General features: G+C 42.8%; 14 protein-coding genes. 3 read left to right on the forward strand and 11 right to left on the reverse strand.

The genetic code is table 11. The annotated features are described in order from the left end of the window. Positions 1–733 precede the first annotated feature (733 nt). Positions 734–3,040, reverse strand: a complete 2,307-nt coding sequence (bglX, locus tag ACEN9X_RS04780) for a beta-glucosidase BglX (RefSeq protein ID WP_413669327.1) — start codon at positions 3,038–3,040, stop codon at positions 734–736. A gap of 189 nt (positions 3,041–3,229) precedes the next feature. Here bglX and ACEN9X_RS04785 point away from each other — a divergent pair, with 189 nt between their 5' ends. Then, positions 3,230–3,991: an NUDIX hydrolase gene (locus ACEN9X_RS04785; protein WP_413669328.1), complete on the forward strand. Its 762-nt coding sequence runs from the start codon at positions 3,230–3,232 to the stop codon at positions 3,989–3,991. Positions 3,992–4,182: 191 nt separating this feature from the next. Here the strand turns inward: ACEN9X_RS04785 and ACEN9X_RS04790 are convergent, their stop codons facing one another. The 9 genes from ACEN9X_RS04790 to ACEN9X_RS04830 form a co-directional block, all read right to left on the reverse strand. After that, positions 4,183–5,904, reverse strand: a complete 1,722-nt coding sequence (locus ACEN9X_RS04790; protein WP_413669329.1) for an ATP-binding protein — start codon at positions 5,902–5,904, stop codon at positions 4,183–4,185. Between the two features lie 2 nt (positions 5,905–5,906). Beyond that, the gene (locus ACEN9X_RS04795; protein ID WP_413669330.1) at positions 5,907–7,037 is read right to left on the reverse strand and encodes a sensor protein KdpD; all 1,131 of its coding nucleotides are present in this window, start codon (positions 7,035–7,037) and stop codon (positions 5,907–5,909) included. A 370-nt stretch (positions 7,038–7,407) separates the two neighbouring features. Further along, complete coding sequence (locus tag ACEN9X_RS04800; protein ID WP_413669331.1) at positions 7,408–7,974, reverse strand: K(+)-transporting ATPase subunit C; 567 nt, start codon at positions 7,972–7,974, stop codon at positions 7,408–7,410. Positions 7,975–8,097: 123 nt separating this feature from the next. Then, complete coding sequence (gene kdpB, locus ACEN9X_RS04805; RefSeq protein ID WP_413669332.1) at positions 8,098–10,128, reverse strand: potassium-transporting ATPase subunit KdpB; 2,031 nt, start codon at positions 10,126–10,128, stop codon at positions 8,098–8,100. Positions 10,129–10,130: 2 nt separating this feature from the next. Further along, positions 10,131–11,846, reverse strand: coding sequence for a potassium-transporting ATPase subunit KdpA (gene kdpA, locus ACEN9X_RS04810; RefSeq protein ID WP_413669333.1), 1,716 nt, complete (start codon positions 11,844–11,846; stop codon positions 10,131–10,133). A gap of 9 nt (positions 11,847–11,855) precedes the next feature. Then, complete coding sequence (kdpF, locus tag ACEN9X_RS04815; protein WP_083879072.1) at positions 11,856–11,933, reverse strand: K(+)-transporting ATPase subunit F; 78 nt, start codon at positions 11,931–11,933, stop codon at positions 11,856–11,858. A 526-nt stretch (positions 11,934–12,459) separates the two neighbouring features. Further along, complete coding sequence (locus tag ACEN9X_RS04820) at positions 12,460–13,806, reverse strand: sigma-54-dependent transcriptional regulator (protein ID WP_413669334.1); 1,347 nt, start codon at positions 13,804–13,806, stop codon at positions 12,460–12,462. 115 nt (positions 13,807–13,921) lie between these two features. After that, the gene (locus ACEN9X_RS04825) at positions 13,922–14,359 is read right to left on the reverse strand and encodes a MarR family winged helix-turn-helix transcriptional regulator (protein ID WP_413669335.1); all 438 of its coding nucleotides are present in this window, start codon (positions 14,357–14,359) and stop codon (positions 13,922–13,924) included. A gap of 6 nt (positions 14,360–14,365) precedes the next feature. Continuing rightward, the gene (locus ACEN9X_RS04830) at positions 14,366–14,878 is read right to left on the reverse strand and encodes a GNAT family N-acetyltransferase (protein ID WP_413669336.1); all 513 of its coding nucleotides are present in this window, start codon (positions 14,876–14,878) and stop codon (positions 14,366–14,368) included. 416 nt (positions 14,879–15,294) lie between these two features. On the opposite strand from ACEN9X_RS04830, the gene glgB reads away from it, so the two are divergent. Further along, positions 15,295–17,538, forward strand: coding sequence for a 1,4-alpha-glucan branching protein GlgB (gene glgB / locus ACEN9X_RS04835; RefSeq protein ID WP_413669337.1), 2,244 nt, complete (start codon positions 15,295–15,297; stop codon positions 17,536–17,538). Between the two features lie 368 nt (positions 17,539–17,906). Beyond that, the gene (locus ACEN9X_RS04840; protein ID WP_413669338.1) at positions 17,907–18,098 is read left to right on the forward strand and encodes a hypothetical protein; all 192 of its coding nucleotides are present in this window, start codon (positions 17,907–17,909) and stop codon (positions 18,096–18,098) included. 5 nt (positions 18,099–18,103) lie between these two features. Here the strand turns inward: ACEN9X_RS04840 and ACEN9X_RS04845 are convergent, their stop codons facing one another. Next, on the reverse strand, positions 18,104–18,658 hold the full coding sequence (locus tag ACEN9X_RS04845; protein WP_413669339.1) for an STM3941 family protein: 555 nt from the start codon (positions 18,656–18,658) through the stop codon (positions 18,104–18,106). Between the last annotated feature and the right edge of the window lie 20 nt (positions 18,659–18,678).

Raw genomic sequence — 18,678 nt, forward strand, 5'->3', positions numbered from 1 at the left:
TCTCTTGTATAAATTTTAAACTTTTTATCCGTGTTTTCACCTTTTTTGCGCCCCGCTACCGAAGCAACATTAAAGTTAAAATGTTATAATAATATTAGATTTTGAACGATTTCTGCCTTAACAGAAATTTATATTGGCTATGGAACTAATGTAATTAGTGTGTACTGTATACACAAGTAAAAAAAGCAGATTTACAAATTAATTATTTATAGGCTAATTTATCCGTTAAAATTACAAATTGAAAACTTTTCGTTAACACATTATTAATGCAGGACCTATTTTTTTAAAAATATCGCATTGTAAAAATGTTGCTATTATTCAATAACGGTTCTGCAAAATTTATTAAAACAATAAATATCATGGTAACGGGCCTGTTGTCTACTATATTTTAATCCAATTTTAATGTACGTGGGCAAGTTGCAGTAATTTACCAAAGTGTTAAAATATCATCATACTTTGCAAATACTGTCATAGCAACATTTATTATTAATTACACAATAATAAATGTTAAATATACATTTACCCAAGCGGTACTTTTTAAACAATAAATGTTCAGATTACATTTATTGCAATCGATTTCACATCAATTACACACCATTTTACACACTTTTTCCAAAACAAAACAGCACCGGTAAAATTTACTTACCGGTGCTGTTCAGATATTTTCGTGTATTAAAAAATACCTTTGCCATTTTTAACAAAGTGCTAAAAATGTATTACAACCTAAATGGCATTATTTAGCCCACCAAACCGATGCATTATGCGTATCGGCCGAACTTGTTCCTATTTCAACTACAAATTCGCCAGGTTCCCAGTCATACTTAAGCTGGCTGTTATAAAACTTTAGCTGCTCCGGAGTAATAGTAAAACTTACCTGTTTTGAAGCGCCAGGCTGAAGGTTTATTTTCTGGTAACCTTTAAGTTCTTTTACCGAGCGGCTGATACTTGCTACCGGGTCGCTTATATACAATTGTACTACTTCTTCGCCTTCATATTTCCCGGTATTGGTTACCGTAACGGTAGCTGTTAAAGTTTCGTTACCTCTTAATTTATTTTTGCTCACACTAACCGCACTGTAGTTAAAATTGGTATAGCTTAAGCCGTAACCAAACGGATAAAGCGGATCGTTTGAAATATCAAGATAATTTGACCTGAACTTTGAAGGACCACCTTTGTATGGCCTGCCGGTATTTTTGTGGTTATAATAGATAGGTATCTGCCCTACGCTGCGCGGAAAGGTAGCAGTTAGTTTACCGGCCGGGTTATAGTCGCCAAATAATACATCTGCAATGGCGTTACCTGCCTCGGTGCCTGGCGCCCAAACGTCAAGTATTGCGTTAGCATGCTTATCTTCCCATGTTAAGGTAAGCGGACGACCGTTAAACAGCACAATCACCATTGGTTTGCCCAATTTTGAAAGTTCCTTTAGCATGTTCTTCTGACTTTCGGGAATATCAATATCCGAACGGCTTGATGATTCGCCCGACATGCTTTGTGATTCACCAACAACTGCCACAATCACATCCGATTTTTTGGCGGCTTCAACTGCATCTTTCAAAAGTTCGTCAGCAGGCTTCGCATCTAAAGAAACCATTCCGGGACCAAAGTTCAGCCTTTTAATAAACAAACTGTCTTCGGTTATATTAGCACCTTTGGCGTAGTTAATGGTAACATTGTTGCCCACTACGTTTTTAATGCCCTCCATCACACTTACTGATTTTTGCCACTCGCCTGCAATAACCCATGTACCCAGCATATCGCGGTGATTATCGGCCAATGGCCCCACCAACGCAATACTGCCACCTTTTTTTAGCGGAAGTGTTTGATTATCGTTCTTTAACAATACAAAAGAGTGTTTGGTGATCTCCCTTGCAGCAGCGCGGTTTGCAGTCGATAACTCTTCTTTGGCTTCCTTACCGGCATCCATCGATTTATAAGGGTTTTCAAACAAGCCTAATTTGTACTTGGCTTCCAATACCCGCTGGCAGGCCAGGTCAATTTCCTGCTGGGTTATTTTCTTTTGTGTAAGTGAGTTTTTTAAAGTTTTCAGGAAACCCTCTCCCACCATGTCCATATCCAGGCCGGCTTTCAACGCAAGGGCAGATACTGTTTGCAAATCGCCCAGCCCATGATCTGTCATTTCGTTTACAGCAGTATAGTCAGATACTACAAAGCCTTTAAATCCCCACTGTTTTCTTAACAAATCGGTTAACAGCCATTGGTTACCTGTTGCAGGTACGCCATCAACTGTATTGAATGAACTCATGAAGCTACCCGCACCTGCATCAACTGCTGCTTTATATGGCGGCAGATAATCCTGGTACATTTTAATACGGCTCATATCTACTGTGTTATATTCACGACCAGCTTCCGCTCCGCCATAAAGTGCAAAGTGCTTAACGCAAGCCATTACAGCATCGGCATCCTTCATGCTCGTACCCTGGTAGCCTTGTACCATAGCTTTTGCAACCTGCGAGCCATACCACGGGTCTTCGCCCGAACCTTCAGAAATACGGCCCCAGCGCGGGTCGCGGGCAATATCAACCATTGGCGAAAACACCCAATTCAATCCTTCGCCGGTTGCTTCTTTAGCTGCAATTTGTGCCGATTGCTTAATCAAACCCATATCCCAGGTTGCCGACATGCCCAACGGGATAGGAAAAATAGTGCGGTGACCGTGGATCACATCCAAACCAAAAATAAGCGGAATGTGCAACCTTGAACTTTTAACGGCTATATCCTGGATCTGGCGGGTTTGAGCCGTACCCCAAACACCAAATACACCACCAATTGATCCTTTTTTAATATTTTCTTCAACACCTTTATTTACTACCGATCCTGTTGTTGCTGCTCCGATGGTTACCAGGTTTAGTTGCCCTATTTTTTCATCAAGGGTCATTTTACTCATCAGGCCTTTAACATAGGCATTCATTTTTGCATCTTCGGTTTTGCTTTGGGCCAATACCTTATTATAAGGCGTCAGCGCCACGCAAAGCGGCATAACGGCTACAAAAAGCCGGCTTGAAAAATACTTTTTCATTTTTTAATTTATGTGGGTAGTAAATAATTGGTTAACAAATATGACTAATAATCAGAGCATTTCATTGCGCCTTTAAATATTTTTGACAATTCCAAAAATTGGATGCTACAGCATTTATCATAGTGTATTAAGTACACAATTGTAAATATTATAATTAAAAAATCAAACTTTATTTGTACAATAGCACAAATGTTAAATAAACAGCAACTTATTGAGTACAGCGAGGAAGCCCGCAAAAACTACGTGAACCACATTTCTATTGATTGTGTTGTATTTGGATTTCATGAAGGGCAAATGAAAGTGCTGCTATTAAAAACCCACGACGAAGAGAAGTGGTACCTGCCCGGAGGCTTTGTACTTAAAGAAGAACCGATAGATAACGCTGCCGTAAGAATTTTACAGGAACGTACCGGTTTAGATAAAATATTTTTACAACAGTTTCGGGTATTCGGTGATCCCGACCGTTCAAAGGTGCATAATGATATGTATGCAGATATGCTGCCAAAGGAACAAAACTGGTTTTCGGGCCGGTTTATATCTATAGGCTATTATGCGCTGGTCGACTTTTTTGGTGTTATACCACACCCCGATCAGTTTTCGGAGCTTTGCGCATGGCGCGACCTGGATGACATGCCCGAATTGCAGCTCGACCATGAAAATATTTATAAAAGTGCTTTGGATGCCCTGCGCCTGCAGCTTAACTATCAACCCATAGGTTATAACCTGATGCCCCGGGAATTTACCATGCCCGAGCTGCAAAAACTATACGAAGCTATTTTAGGCAAAAAGCTGGACAGGCGTAACTTTCAACGCCGGATCCTGGCTTTCGCCATCCTGAACCGGTCTGAAGAGCCACGTAAAGGCGGCGCACATAAGGCGCCATACCTATACTCATTTGATATAAAAAATTACCAAAACGCTTTAACCGAAGGGTTTAAAGGCGGATGGTAATTTGTGACAACCTAAACTGAATGTCATTTCGACGAACCATGGGGAGATTTGTGCGTTGGCGGGTGAAGAGAAATCTTATACGTTCCGCTTTTAATCGCGAAAATCTGTATATCGTACAAGATTTCTCACCCTTGCCCTGCTATTTCCAGCCATTCAAGGCTTCGAAATGACATATTCTCTTTATTGAAAGCTTATGCTGCTGCTATAGCTCTTTTCAACGTAAAATAAAATGTACTGCCCGAGCCTATTTCGCTGTCAACGCTAATTTTGCCTGCCTGGGCCTCAATAAAGTCCTTGGCAATGGCAAGCCCAAGCCCTGTTCCGCTTTGTTCAGATGTGGCATTTGGCACTTTAAAATAGCGCTCAAACAAACGGGGCAGATATTGATCTTCAATCCCCTTGCCGTGATCGGTAACCGAAAATTCGATCTCATCATTTTTGTGTTTTTTAACCACCAATTCTACAGTTGATTTTTCATGACTGTATTTTATGGCGTTTGAAAGCAGGTTGATGAGCACCCAGGTTGTTTTATCCAGGTCGGCGTGTACCTTCGGCAAACTTTCATCACATTTCACTTTAATTTCAACCTGTTTTTGATCAGCAATAAACTTAATGGCCTTTACAGCATAATCCACAATATTTTGGGGATGCGTGCTGCCAAAGTTTAACTGAAGCTTACCGGTCTCAACCTGTGCCATATCCAGTAGTTCGCCGGTAATGAGCAACAGGCGACGGGTATCATCGTCAATATTGCCTAACAGCTGGCGTTGCTCGGCATTTACTTCACCTATGCGCTCATCTTCCAATAATTTCAAGCTCATTTTTATAGATGAGATCGGGGTCTTCAACTCGTGCGATATGGTAGCAATGAAGTTGGTTTTGGCTTCATCCAGTTGCTGATATTCGGTAATGTTTTTCAGGATGATAACTTTACCAATCACTTTATCCCTGCTGCTTACCGATAATGATTCGCGCGAATAAAAACCTTCATGATTATCAGCAAAGATCCTGAGTTTTGCCTGATCATTAACAAGCAACTTGCGCATCAAATCATTTTCAATAGCGATATCAGGCGCATATTTACCGTTGAGCTGGTCGGCCTTCATACCAATAAGGTTGCAGGCCACCTGGTTGGCAAAAATGATAACACCTTTTTCGTCAAGACCAATAATAGCATCATGCATGGAATTGATAATGGTTTCAATCCGCTTTTTCTCAAACAGAATACTGGCCAGGTTGCTGTTCTCAAACTCATCAAGCTTGCGTGTCATATTATTAAAAGCCTGCCCCAGTTCTCCAAATTCATCATCCGATTCAAAATGGATTTGCTGATGATAATTTTTGTTTGATACCTCTTTGATACGGGCAGTAAGTTCTTTAATAGGATTAGCGATATATCCCGGAAAATTAACAGCAAAACTGAATGCCACCAAAAACAAAAACGCGCCTAAAAAAGCAACCAGCAACGACCCTCGTTTTGAGGTAAGGTTAGCCACATCATTTTTGCGTGATATAGCATCCATATTCAGCTTCATAATACCGTACAGGTACTGATGTAACTTGCCTCTTAACTGGTTTTGTACAACTTCGGTATTACCGGGATGTTTTAGTTTTTCATAGGTAGAGCTTGCCGAATCAGTAAGCTGCTGTTCGCCAACTTCGGTAACATTGCGTTGCTGCAAAACCATGTTTTGGTCAATTGTTCGTACTTGCTGGGTCGTGAAATTGCCACTGTGCGAATCCAATGCTGTCAGTACGTTTTGAGCATACTGTACGCTTTTATAATTATCTTTTAATATAGCACCCGCGTCAGCCGATAAGCGGTTTAAGAAATATATCGACATTCCGCAGCAAATTAATGCCAGTACAAACAGGAATCCGATTCCTGCCCGGAGTTTATTTTTAATTGTCATGGCTATGAGAGTATTACAAGGTCAATATCAGTTTTCGACATTTTATTTAGTAGCTGTGTAAACACTGCTGTTTTCATGATAAGCTGGTAAAATTTAAACCGCGGCTTGCCAATGCAAATCGTGGTAATATCATATTTTTCGGCCGTTTCCCAAATCGTGCGGGCCACGTGATCGCTCTTTATCTTCAGCACTTCCCCTCCCAGTTGTGTGGCCAGCTTCATATTATTAATAAGATGTCTTTGCGCTGCTAAGTTAATCTTATCGCTGCTTTCGTGTGAGGTTTGCACATACAGTAAATACCATTTGGAGCGATAGTATGATGATAACCTCGCTGTTTTACGAATAATAACCTTAGCCGACTCATCATTAGTGCTGATACAGGCCAAAAACAGCTCGGGCCTTAACTTTATGGTTTTGGGCACTTCAATATCTATCTTACGCTCAACCTGGTGGGCCACCTCACGCAGGGCTAACTCGCGTAACTGCAGGATTCGCTCTGCCTGGAAAAAATTATTCAGCGCGGTCGGGATCTTCTTCTCATCATAAATTTTACCCTCTTTCAAACGCTCTATCAATTCATCAGCTGTAAGGTCGATATTCACAACTTCGTCTGCCAGTTGCAAAACTTTGTCAGGTACACGCTCGTTGATGGTAGCACCCGTTATTCGCTGCACCTCTTCATTGAGGCTTTCCATATGCTGGATATTTACCGCGCTGATCACGTTAATACCCGCATTCAGGATTTCCAGTACATCCTGCCAGCGTTTTTCGTTACTACTACCTTCAATATTAGTATGGGCAAGTTCATCAACTATAACCACCTCGGGGCGCAGACTAATCACCGCCTTCAGGTCCATCTCTTCCAATTCCTTCCCTTTATAAAAAAGTTTACGGCGCGGTATCACAGGTAAACCCTCAAGCAAAGCATGAGTTTCTTTCCGGTTATGGGTTTCGATATAACCAATTTTTACGTCAATACCATTGCGCATTAAGGTCTGGGCCTCTTGCAGCATCCGGTAGGTTTTACCCACACCCGCACTCATGCCAATGTATACCTTGAATTTTCCCCGGCGTGACTTCTTGATCAGCTCCAGGAAATGCTCAACCGACTGCTCTTTGGTTTCTTCACTCATAAGACAATCCCTCCTAAAAGGGAGACTTTTAAATTTATCAATTTTATTTTTCAGTTCTACTTGCGCTCGTTTATAACGAGTGCTTAATATGGTTAAGCGTTTGTTTTATGGTGTTCCCTGCGGGCCGGGCTTTACGCTCATACTGCACAGGCCTTAATCACATGGCCGGTATCCGCTGCAATCCCTAACACACGGTAAGGTTCAATTTAAAACCATAATCCCATTTGTCATTTCGATAGAGCGGCGAAGGTTTGTGTGTTGGGGCGAAAGAGAACTCTTATACGTCATACAAGCCGCCCAACCTATCAAGCGTATAAGATTTCTCACTCGTTCCTCGTTTCGAAATGACAAAATCGGTTTATACAAAGCCTTACTTCTTCAACTCATCCAAAGCCACATTCAATTTCAATACATTTACCTTAGCCGGGCCAAACAGACCAAATAAAGGCTGTTCAGTATGCTCATCAACCAGTTTATTTACTGCATCAACCGGCAAACCACGAACTTTGGCGACACGGGCTACCTGAACTTTTGCACCGGCAGGTGAAAGATCAGGATCCAGACCGCTGCCCGAAGCTGTAACCAGTTCGGCTGGGATCTGTGAGCGGGTTACTCCGGGATTGTGTTTCATAAAATCTTCTATCCTTCCCTCAACCTGTTTCAAATAATCAGGGTTTGAAGGGCCTTTGTTTGAACCTCCCGAACCGGCAGCATTATAATCAACCGCAGACGGGCGGCCCCAGAAATATTCGTCTTTAGTAAATTTTTGACCAATGTTGGCGTAACCAACTACACGGCCTTTATAAGTGATGGTTTCACCATCGCCTTTGCCCGGCGTAAATTTACCGATACCGGCTATAGCTAAAGGATAGATGCCAGCTGTTAATACAATGAGTATTAAAGTAAGCTTAATGGATGGCAACAAATATGTTTTCATTTTATTTTGAGATTAGATTTGAGATATGAGACGTGAGATATGAGATTTGAAATGAGACTTTTGCCTTCGAACTTTATACTTCCGATTCGAAAAGTCTCACATCTCATATCTAACATCTCACATCTATATAAAAAGTGAAACAGCTAAATCAATTAATTTAATGCCTATAAAAGGTATAATAATACCGCCTAAGCCATAAATAAGCAGGTTACGGCGTAACAGCGCGCTTGCACCTATCGGCTTGTATTCAACACCGCGTAAAGCCAATGGTATCAGCAACGGAATAATAATAGCGTTAAATATTACCGCCGAAAGTATAGCCGATTGCGGGCTATGCAGATCCATAATGTTCAGTGCTTTTAGTGCTGGCATGGACACCATGAACAAAGCCGGAACAATGGCGAAGTATTTAGCCACATCATTGGCGATACTGAAGGTTGTTAGCGTACCACGGGTCATCAATAACTGTTTGCCAATTTCAACAATTTCGATCAGCTTGGTTGGGTCGTTATCCAGGTCAACCATGTTACCGGCTTCTTTGGCGGCCTGTGTACCGCTGTTCATGGCAACACCAACATCGGCTTGTGCCAACGCGGGGGCATCGTTTGTACCGTCGCCCATCATGGCTACCAGTTTACCACCTTGTTGTTCTTTTTTAATGTAGTTCATTTTATCCTCTGGCTTGGCCTCGGCAATAAAATCATCTACACCGGCTTTTTCGGCAATAAATTTGGCGGTAAGCGGGTTATCACCGGTTACCATCACCGTTTTAACGCCCATTTTACGCAGGCGCTCAAAACGTTCGGCAATGCCGGTTTTAATGATATCCTGCAACTCTATCACCCCCATGATCTTTTCATTTTGTGATACAACCAGCGGGGTACCACCATTTGATGAGATTTTTTTCACATTCTCTTCCACATCAGCAGGGAACGGGTTGCCGGCTTTCAGGGCCATGTTACGGATAGAGTCAAAAGCGCCCTTACGAATCCGCAAACCATCAGGGGTATCTAAGCCGCTCGAACGGGTTTCGGCGGTAAACTTGATGAATACCGAATCGGCCGGAGCATAGATTTTTAGTTTGTGGGGGCCTTGTTCAGCAAGTTCTACAATCGACTTTCCTTCAGGGGTTTCATCAGCCAGTGAACTTAATACACAGGCCATTACAAAATCCTGTTCGCTTACACCCGCTGTTGGGTAAAAGCTGGTGGCTTTACGATTACCAATGGTAATGGTACCTGTTTTATCCAGCAACAAAGTGTCTAAGTCGCCGGCAGTTTCAACAGCTTTACCGCTTTTGGTAATTACGTTGGCACGTAAAGCCCTGTCCATCCCGGCAATACCGATGGCCGATAAAAGGCCACCGATAGTGGTAGGGATCAAACAAACAAACAACGATATAAAAGCAGCTATAGTGATGGGCGTGTTAGAGTAATCGCCGAAAGGCTTCAGGGTAACGCACACAATAACGAAGATTAATGTAAAACCTGCCAGCAAAATGGTCAGGGCAATCTCGTTAGGGGTTTTCTGGCGCGATGCACCTTCTACAAGCGCAATCATTTTATCCAGGAAGCTTTCGCCAGGCTGGGTAGTTACCATCACTTTTATCCTGTCGGACAATACTTTGGTACCACCGGTAACTGATGATTTGTCGCCACCTGCCTCACGGATCACCGGGGCAGATTCGCCGGTAATAGCCGATTCATCAATGGTAGCAATACCTTCAACGATCTCGCCATCGGTAGGGATATTATCACCGGTCTCGCAAATAAATACGTCGCCTTTTTTTAGCTGTGACGACATTACCCTTTCTTCTTTACCGTTAACCAGTAAGCGGGCAGGCGTCTCTTCGCGGGTTTTGCGGAGGCTTTCGGCCTGGGCTTTACCACGTGCTTCGGCAATGGCCTCGGCAAAGTTGGCGAACAGTACGGTTAATAATAATATGATAAAGACGGTAAAGTTGTAGCCAAAGCTACCCTGGCCTTTATTGGTAAGCGAAAACAGGCTTACTATCAGCATTACAACCGTACCAATCTCTACGGTGAACATCACCGGGTTACGGAACAGGACGCGTGGGTTCAGTTTGATGAAGGACTGTTTTAAAGCATCCCTCATCTGATCGCCCTGGAACAATGTATTTTGAGTTGAGTTCATGATTATTTAAGTGAAAAATGTTCAGCAATTGGACCTAAAGCCAGCGACGGGAAGAATGACAGCGCAGCAATGATCACGATCACTGCGAAGATCATCAACCCGAAAGTTGAGGTATCGCTCTTCAGAGTACCGGCTGATTCCGGGATATATTTTTTATTGGCCAGCAAACCAGCTATTGCCAACGGACCAATTATTGGCAGGAACCTGCCCAATATCATCACGATACCTGTAGTGTAGTTCCAGAAAATATTGCCGTCGCCCAGGCCTTCAAAGCCCGAACCATTGTTGGCTGCTGATGAGGTGTATTCGTACAGCATTTCGGAAAAACCGTGCGTACCCGGGTTATTTAACCAGGTCGAAGGTTTTACCGCCCAATCCGCACCGGCAACATTAACCACGTAATACGATGATATGGCCAAACCAACCAGGATAATAAAAGGGTGAAGCAAGGCAATTAGTGAGGCAATTTTCATTTCCCTCGCCTCTATCTTTCTGCCTAAAAATTCAGGCGTACGGCCAACCATTAACCCGGAGATAAATACCGCGACAATGATAAAAATGTAAAAGTTAAGGATCCCAACGCCGCAACCGCCATAAAAACAGTTAACCATCATACCCAACAGCATCATGGTGCCCGAAACAGGCATAGCACTGTCATGCATAGAGTTTACTGAGCCTGTTGAGATAATGGTAGTCATGATGCTCCAGTAAGCGGAGTTAGCCGGGCCAAACCTTACCTCTTTACCCTCCATAGCTCCAGTTGGCTGGCTGATACCCATTTTAGCGATTGCAGGGTTACCATTCAATTCGGCATTCATAGTGGGGATCAACAGCATCAGCATGCCCAGCGTCATCACACCAAATATTACATACGCGAATTTCTTTTTATTGAGATAAAAACCCAGCGCAAATACCAATGCAATAGGAATGGCAACCTGTGCTACCAGCTCGACAGTATTGGTTAAATAATTAGGGTTTTCGATAGGATGGGCAGAGTTGGCACCAAACCAGCCACCACCGTTAGTACCTAAGTGTTTAATAGCAACAAGTGGCGCAACCGGTCCGCGGGAAACGTGGACGGTATCGCCCTGCATGCTAATAAAAGTGTCTTTACCTGCATAGCTGGTAGTCATACCATTAAAAGCGAAGATCACGGCTATTACAAATGATATAGGCAATAATACACGGGTGATAGATTTTACAAAGTACTCCCAAAAGTTACCAAGTTTGTCGGTTACCTTGTCTTTCATGGCCCTGAAAACCACAACCAACGCTGCAATCCCTGTAGCCGCTGATACAAAATGCAGGAACATGAATACGAAATGCTGTGTAAAGTAAGTGGCACCACTTTCGCCCGAGTAATGCTGCAAATTACAATTCACCAAAAAGCTGATAGCGGTATTAAAAGCCGTATCTGCCGATTGGCCCGGGTTTGCATCCGGATTTAACGGTAGATGCCCTTGAGCCATTAAACAAACAAAAGCATATATTAACCAAACGCTGTTAATGGTAAGCAGGGCCAGCAGGTGCTGTTTCCAGTTCATTTCGCGTTTGGTGTCGATACCGCTGAAGCGGAAAATAAAACGATCAAGCGGGGCCAGAAAATCAAGCCAGGTTTTTTCGCCCTTAAATACCTTAGCAATGTAGCGGCCAAGGGGAATGGCGAGGGCTAAGGTGAGCAGGTAGGTGAAAATTACACCCGTTAGTTCAGTGTTCATAGTTTAATTTTAAAATTTTTCGGGTTTGAGAAGTACGTATACCATGTAAATGAACACGGCTATTGCTACGATGAATAATGCTGCCATGACTTTAGATTTTTTCGAAGTATGTTACAGATTTAAAAAAGATCCAGAATACCACTACAAATGTGGCCAGGTAAGCGATTGTGAGTAAAGCATCCATTTTTATGTGTTTTTGCAAAGGGCTTTGCCAAGCGGATGCCAAGAAAATTAAAAACTACACAAACAATTGATCATCAATTATTTACACATGCTTAAAAATGTTATTTTATTTATTTAAGGGGATTTAAACTATCATTTTGATAGGTGATTATCAAAGTGGGATTTCACTTATGTCATTGCGAGGAGGGACGACGAAGCAATCTCATGACTCTACAGGGCGAACATGTAATGGCTACGAGATTGCTACGCAATGCGATGACATAATGGAGAATGCTTCCGCCGCCGCTCGCGTCCTCGCGAGTGGCAATTATTTCCAGACGGGATCCAGCGGCCAGAGGCCGCTTGATAGTCGACACCCGGCCGGAGCCGGGCGTCAGCATGGTGTGTTAAAACTTTTTAAAATCCGAAATCGAAATTCCGAAATCCGAAATCATTCCAAATTATATTCCTTCAACTTCCTGTACAGCGTGGCTACACCGATATTTAACAGGTGCGCAGCTTCGGCGCGGTTACCGTGGGTATGGTTTAAAACCCGTTGAATATGTAGTTTCTCTACCGAAGAAAGATCAAATGCTGAAATTGGCGCACCGCTTTTTACCTGTTGCTGTTGCATTTCGTAAGGCAGCAAGCTTTCATCAAGCACATTGCTATCGGTAAGGATAACTGCACGCTCCACGATATTTTTTAACTCGCGGATGTTGCCGGGCCATGGATAGGCCTCCAACTTTTCAATAAATTCGTCACTTAACGTATTAACCTGCTTTTTTACTTTAAGGGCAAAATGCTGCATAAAGAATTCTGCCAGTAGTTTGATATCTTTTTTACGCTCGCGCAGAGCAGGCAGGGTGATCTGAAATACAGAAAGACGGTAATATAAATCCGACCGGAAATGGCCGTCATTGATCTCATTCAGTAAATTACGGTTAGTAGCTGCCAGGATTCGCACATTAACCTGTGTGGGCCTGGTATCTCCTATTTTGATGAACTGCTGTGATTCAAGCACACGAAGCAATTTGGCTTGCAAATCGTGGTCAAGCTCACCAATCTCGTCTAAAAATATAGTACCACCGTTGGCCTCTTCAAACAGGCCTTTTTTATCTTTTACAGCACCGGTAAACGCCCCGGCTTTATGACCAAAAAGCTCACTTTCCAACAATTCTTTGGTGAAAGCACTGCAGTTTACCGCAACAAACGATTTGGAACTGCGGTTGCTGGCCTGGTGAATGGCTTCGGCGAAAATTTCCTTCCCTGTGCCTGTTTCACCTAATAATAAAACGGTAGTATCGGTAAGCGCAACCTTTTGAGCCAGCTTGATCACATCACTGATGGCTGTTGATTTGCCAATAAGCCTGTCAAACCCAAATTTATCATTCAGCTTGCTTTCCAGCTCAGCAACTTTTTGCTGTAGCAGGGCTTTATCCATGGCCTTGCTTACCAGCGGAATAATCTTTTCATTATCATCCCCCTTAGTAATATAGTCAAACGCGCCCGCTTTTATGGCTTTTACACCATCATTAATGGTACCGTAAGCTGTTAATACAATGATCTCGGTGTTAGGATAGCTTTTTTTGATGGTTTCGGAAAGGGTAATACCGTCAATATCGGGCAGCTTTACATCACTTAATACCACATGTATAGTATCGTGCTGCAATTTTTTAAGGCCCTCTTTTCCGGTACCTGCAGTTATCACCTCATGGCCTTCCAACTGCAAAATACGCGCAAGCAGATTGCGGAGGCGTTCTTCGTCATCAATAATTAATAGCTTACCTTTTTGCATCGTGGCAAATATGGCAAATTATTCTGAACCTTGATTTTTAAGATTTACGGATTTCCTGATAACGGGTTAATACTTTTGATTATTTGCTATTACAAGTGGTGATAATTGACCATAATTACCGGCTTCGCTTTTCTAACAGACCCGTTATAGCCCGCATATGTTTAACCAATTCATCTAACTGATTAACCGGTATACAGGAAATTAAATCCGTTACCTGCTGCTCGGACGCATTGTTCAGTTCATAAAAAACTTGCAATCCGGCATCCGTAAGCGAAAGTAGAGATACACGGGCATCTTCTTTGGAGGGAACTCTGGCGATCAGTTCCTGCTTCTCAAATTTCTTTAAGATACGGCTCAGATAACCTTTATCAATACTTAAACGACAAATGACATCCGACGCGCTCAGCTGCTTCGCAGCAAAAATTTCATAAAGAATCCGGGCTTCGGCAAGGGAATATTCACTATTGAGCAAATGTTTGTCAAGCAGACCGATGAGATCTGTATAGAACCTGTTAAACGTCCTTATTTCCTGGATATGTTGTTGAATGTCCATGCCTGATCATTGATTTAATGCCAAATCATACCGCCTTTCAACCAACTCTTTTCCAAAGGCACCGGATGGCTTTTCGTCACTGAGTTTAAACCCATACCTGGTGTACAAAGCAATTGCCGAATGCTGTTCTTCTGTTGTCCAGAGGTAAGCATTGCTATAAGAGCATGATTGCATAAAATCCAGAAACTCCTCCATCAGCTTCTTTCCTAAACCTATACCACGATATTCGGGCAAAAAGATAAAATAGCGCAATTGTAAGGCATCGCTTCTGTGCTGGGCCACCAGGCAACCGACAATCCTGCCCCCATGTTCACAAATCCACACTTTATCTTTGGCTTCATCATATTCAAGGGCAAAATCCTTTAAACCCTGAAGCACATAAGCTTCAAAATTCAACCCGTATCCGCATTCTCTGGCGTAAAGATCGCCGTGAACGTGTGCTATGTAGCCCAAATCGCCGGGAAGCAACTTATTTCTGATTTTGATGGCAGCGAGATCGGGTTTTATTAGCGTATTCATCCGTATTTATGCTTTCTGTTACCAACTATGTTCTTCATTAGCAAAATAAAGTAATTTAGTTGACTTTGTCAACTAAATTAAACACATAAAAAATGACCTCCAAATTTTCCGGAGGCCATTTTTAAATTCAATCACTATTGCGGGGCTTACTATAGCTGCGGGAAGCATAGCTTAAGTTCTCAACTCAGTCGTTGAAGTTGAAAATTTCAACTATGTATAACCACGGGCTGCGCTATGCTAAACCAACGGCAGTTAGGTGGATACTCAATGACATGTTTTTATAAAATCACCCTCTCCAAAAATAAATCTCCAAAACCCTGCATAATATATTAATCCTGTTATATTTGATTACATATAAACCAAACTCATTCCTGTGATTTGGGTTATCTAATAACACCTAACAGGTTATCTATATCATGGCCAAAAAAACAACTAAAACCGAAAATCCCTTACCGGATACAAAGCCTGTAAAGGAAAAAAAAGCCGTCACTAAGGTCAAAGCCGATAAAGTAACGCCTGAAAAAGGAAGCCCGGAACCTAAAAAAGCAGTTAAAGCGAAAGCTCTTACAGCAGAAGAGCCTGCTGCCGAAAAGAAAGTCGCCCCGGCGAAAGCCAAAACTGTTGCTGCAGAAAAGCCCGCCGCTGTTAAAAAAACTGCCCCGGCCAAAGCAGCCAAAGTGAATAAACCTGCCGAGACTGCTCCGGCACCGCCCGTAAAGCTTAAAGCTGTTGAACCATACAGCCGTTTTACCGATTTTGACATCAGTTTATTTAAATCGGGCAAGCATTATAAGCTGTATGAAAAGCTGGGTTCGCATGTGGTGGAATACCAGGGTGTTATCGGTACTTATTTTGCTGTTTGGGCGCCAAATGCGCAATATGTATCGGTAATTGGTAATTTCAATGGCTGGAACCGTGGTTCTCACAGTTTGAATGCCCGTTGGGATTCGTCAGGGATTTGGGAAGGGTTTATACCCAATATTGGTGTTGGCGAAACCTATAAATATTTTATTAATTCATCATCAGGCGAAGACCTGGAAAAAAGCGATCCCTTTGCCTTGCGCTGGGAACTGCCGCCGCGTACTGCCTCAATAGTTGCTGACACCTATTACGAGTGGGAGGATCAGGACTGGATGAAGAACCGTCATGAGCATAACGCGCTGGATAAACCATATTCGGTTTATGAGGTGCATTTAGGTTCATGGGCTCGTAACTGGGAAAGCCCGGATGAGTTTTTGACCTACACCCAGCTAGCCGAAAAAATGGTGCCTTACGTTAAGGAAATGGGCTTTACGCATGTGGAGTTCATGCCGATAATGGAGCACCCATATTACCCAAGCTGGGGTTACCAGGTAAGTGGTTATTTTGCAGCTGCATCCCGCTACGGTACGCCACAGCAGCTGATGTACCTGATTGAGGAGTTTCACAAAGCAGGCATTGGTGTGATATTGGATTGGGTGCCTTCGCATTTTCCGGGTGATATCCACGCGCTGTATAGGTTTGACGGTACGCACCTTTATGAGCATGCCGATTCAAGAAAAGGTTTTCACCCCGATTGGAAATCATACATATTTAACTATGGCCGTAACGAGGTTAGGGCTTTCCTGATTAGTAACGCGCTGTTTTGGCTTGACAGGTACCATGCCGATGGTTTACGTGTAGATGCAGTAGCCTCGATGCTGTACCTCGATTATTCGCGCAAACATGGCGAGTGGGAAGCTAACATGTACGGCGGCAACGAAAACCTCGAAGCCATATCGTTCCTGAAAGAGTTTAACGAGGCTGTTTACAGCCATTTCCCATCGGTGCAAACCATTGCCGAAGAATCAACTTCGTTTACAGGCGTTAGTCGCCCGGTTTATTTGGGCGGATTAGGTTTTGGCATGAAATGGATGATGGGCTGGATGCACGATACCATTGGCTATTTTAAAGAAGACCCGATACACCGTAAGTATCATCATAACGAAATCACTTTTAGCACCATATACGCCTTCACCGAAAACTTTATGCTCCCGTTCTCGCACGATGAGGTTGTGTATGGCAAAGGCAGCATGCTGCGCAAAATGCCGGGCGATGAATGGAGGCAATTTGCAAACCTGCGTTTAATGTACAGCTATATGTTTACGCATCCGGGCACCAAACTATTATTCATGGGAGCAGAGTTTGGGCAGGGTGATGAATGGAATTTCAGCCGCTCGCTGCAGTGGCATGTGCTGCAATATCCAAACCACCAGGGCGTAAGCGAAACGGTTAAGGCGCTTAATCACCTCTACCGCGATGAGCCTGCACTGTATGAAAAAGCCTTCTCGTTTGAGGGCTTTGAGTGGGTTGACGGCGGCAACGCCAATGATTCGGTATTGGTATATCGCCGCATGGGGCATGATAGCAAGAACGACCTGATGATTATCCTGAACATGACTCCGGTTATCCGCAGGGATTACCGCATTGGTGTACCTGCAGCCGGCAAATGGAAAGAGATCTTTAATTCAGATAACAATAAATATTGGGGCAGCGGCATTATTAATTACGACGCAGTAAGTTCGGAGCCTGTTAAATGGCATGGTAAAGGTCAATCAATAAAAATAACCATACCTCCATTGGCAGCTACCGTGTTCAAACTGGCGCCAGATGTGCCTGCTAAATATGAATTGAAAAAATAAATCTGCTTGAACGAGACTTACGAAGTTTTAAAAACCTCGTAAGTCTCTGTTATGATATACTTATTGTCCTGGGTAGCAGGTAAAATCCGGAAGCCTTTGAAGGTCAAACGACATTAACGTTTACTGTCATCCTGAGAAACGAAGGATCTTCTTCACCTTGCATAGCGACTCTGTATCTTGTAGAAGATTCTTCGCTATCGCTCAGAATGACAGGTGTTCTTTAAACATGTCATGGGTAGGAACGAAGGATCTTCTTCGCCCTATGTAGCCGTTCTGAATATAGAAAAGAATTCTTAGCTATCGCTCAGTATGACAAGAGTTGGTGTTGAAACAAGTTCAGTACGATATTGTTAAGTTTATAAATAATAATGAACCCCAAATTCAAATATCTTTATCTCATAGGCGGTATAGTTGCCACCATACTGCTTATTGTGCAAGTTGTGGCTACTTATCCAAAGCCTAATACCGTAGGGGTGATCCTTGGCGCTTTGCCGGCCCTGGCCTTGTTTTATCTGTCGTACAAGGCTCATCATGTTAAGAAGGACAATGAGTTAATGTGATTTTATTATGCTGAAACTTCCCCGGATTGTTGCTCGGCTATTTTATTTTCAAGCTGTGCTTTTAACTCGTACAGGTTATATTCAAGCGTATTGGCTGATATGGCAATAGGCGAACCGTAATTTTTATAGTTAAAGCCAAAACTCTTTTTCTTAAGCAAATTTGTTTGGGAAGCAATATATTCTTCAGGTTTTTTCAGGCCGATGATCAGAAATTGCTGATTCATCACGCTTGAAACGCCGATGTGAGTGATATCGTACCACGGAATTAAACCAATAGCAGTGGCGCTCGAATTATCATGAATACCATCATTATCAATAACGAGTCCCGGTTTTTTATCGTTCAGTTTTTTAAGGAAGAAAAAGGCAGTAAATCCGAAAAAGATGATACACGCAACAGAGGCCCCATATTTCACCAAAGCGTTGTCAAAAACAGGATTGCCGATATGCGGCGGACGAATCAATAACCAAAGCCCAATAGCCACAAAAGCTATCGACCCCAAAAGGCCTTTTGTTATTTTGGTTTTACTTAAAGGAATTTCGATAGGGGCGTTTGTTGGCATGATTGAGTTAGGTGGTTTGG

It is taken from the genome of Mucilaginibacter sp. Mucisp86, from assembly GCF_047324315.1.
Lineage (GTDB): Bacteria > Bacteroidota > Bacteroidia > Sphingobacteriales > Sphingobacteriaceae > Mucilaginibacter.

Coding starts and splice junctions, on each gene's coding strand:
- bglX (WP_413669327.1), bottom strand. CDS start 3,040: ATGAAAAAGTATTTTTCAAGCCGGCTTTTTGTAGCCGTTATGCCGCTT.
- ACEN9X_RS04785 (WP_413669328.1), top strand. CDS start 3,230: ATGTTAAATAAACAGCAACTTATTGAGTACAGCGAGGAAGCCCGCAAA.
- ACEN9X_RS04790 (WP_413669329.1), bottom strand. CDS start 5,904: ATGACAATTAAAAATAAACTCCGGGCAGGAATCGGATTCCTGTTTGTA.
- ACEN9X_RS04795 (WP_413669330.1), bottom strand. CDS start 7,037: ATGAGTGAAGAAACCAAAGAGCAGTCGGTTGAGCATTTCCTGGAGCTG.
- ACEN9X_RS04800 (WP_413669331.1), bottom strand. CDS start 7,974: ATGAAAACATATTTGTTGCCATCCATTAAGCTTACTTTAATACTCATT.
- kdpB (WP_413669332.1), bottom strand. CDS start 10,128: ATGAACTCAACTCAAAATACATTGTTCCAGGGCGATCAGATGAGGGAT.
- kdpA (WP_413669333.1), bottom strand. CDS start 11,846: ATGAACACTGAACTAACGGGTGTAATTTTCACCTACCTGCTCACCTTA.
- kdpF (WP_083879072.1), bottom strand. CDS start 11,933: ATGGCAGCATTATTCATCGTAGCAATAGCCGTGTTCATTTACATGGTA.
- ACEN9X_RS04820 (WP_413669334.1), bottom strand. CDS start 13,806: ATGCAAAAAGGTAAGCTATTAATTATTGATGACGAAGAACGCCTCCGC.
- ACEN9X_RS04825 (WP_413669335.1), bottom strand. CDS start 14,359: ATGGACATTCAACAACATATCCAGGAAATAAGGACGTTTAACAGGTTC.
- ACEN9X_RS04830 (WP_413669336.1), bottom strand. CDS start 14,878: ATGAATACGCTAATAAAACCCGATCTCGCTGCCATCAAAATCAGAAAT.
- glgB (WP_413669337.1), top strand. CDS start 15,295: ATGGCCAAAAAAACAACTAAAACCGAAAATCCCTTACCGGATACAAAG.
- ACEN9X_RS04840 (WP_413669338.1), top strand. CDS start 17,907: ATGAACCCCAAATTCAAATATCTTTATCTCATAGGCGGTATAGTTGCC.
- ACEN9X_RS04845 (WP_413669339.1), bottom strand. CDS start 18,658: ATGCCAACAAACGCCCCTATCGAAATTCCTTTAAGTAAAACCAAAATA.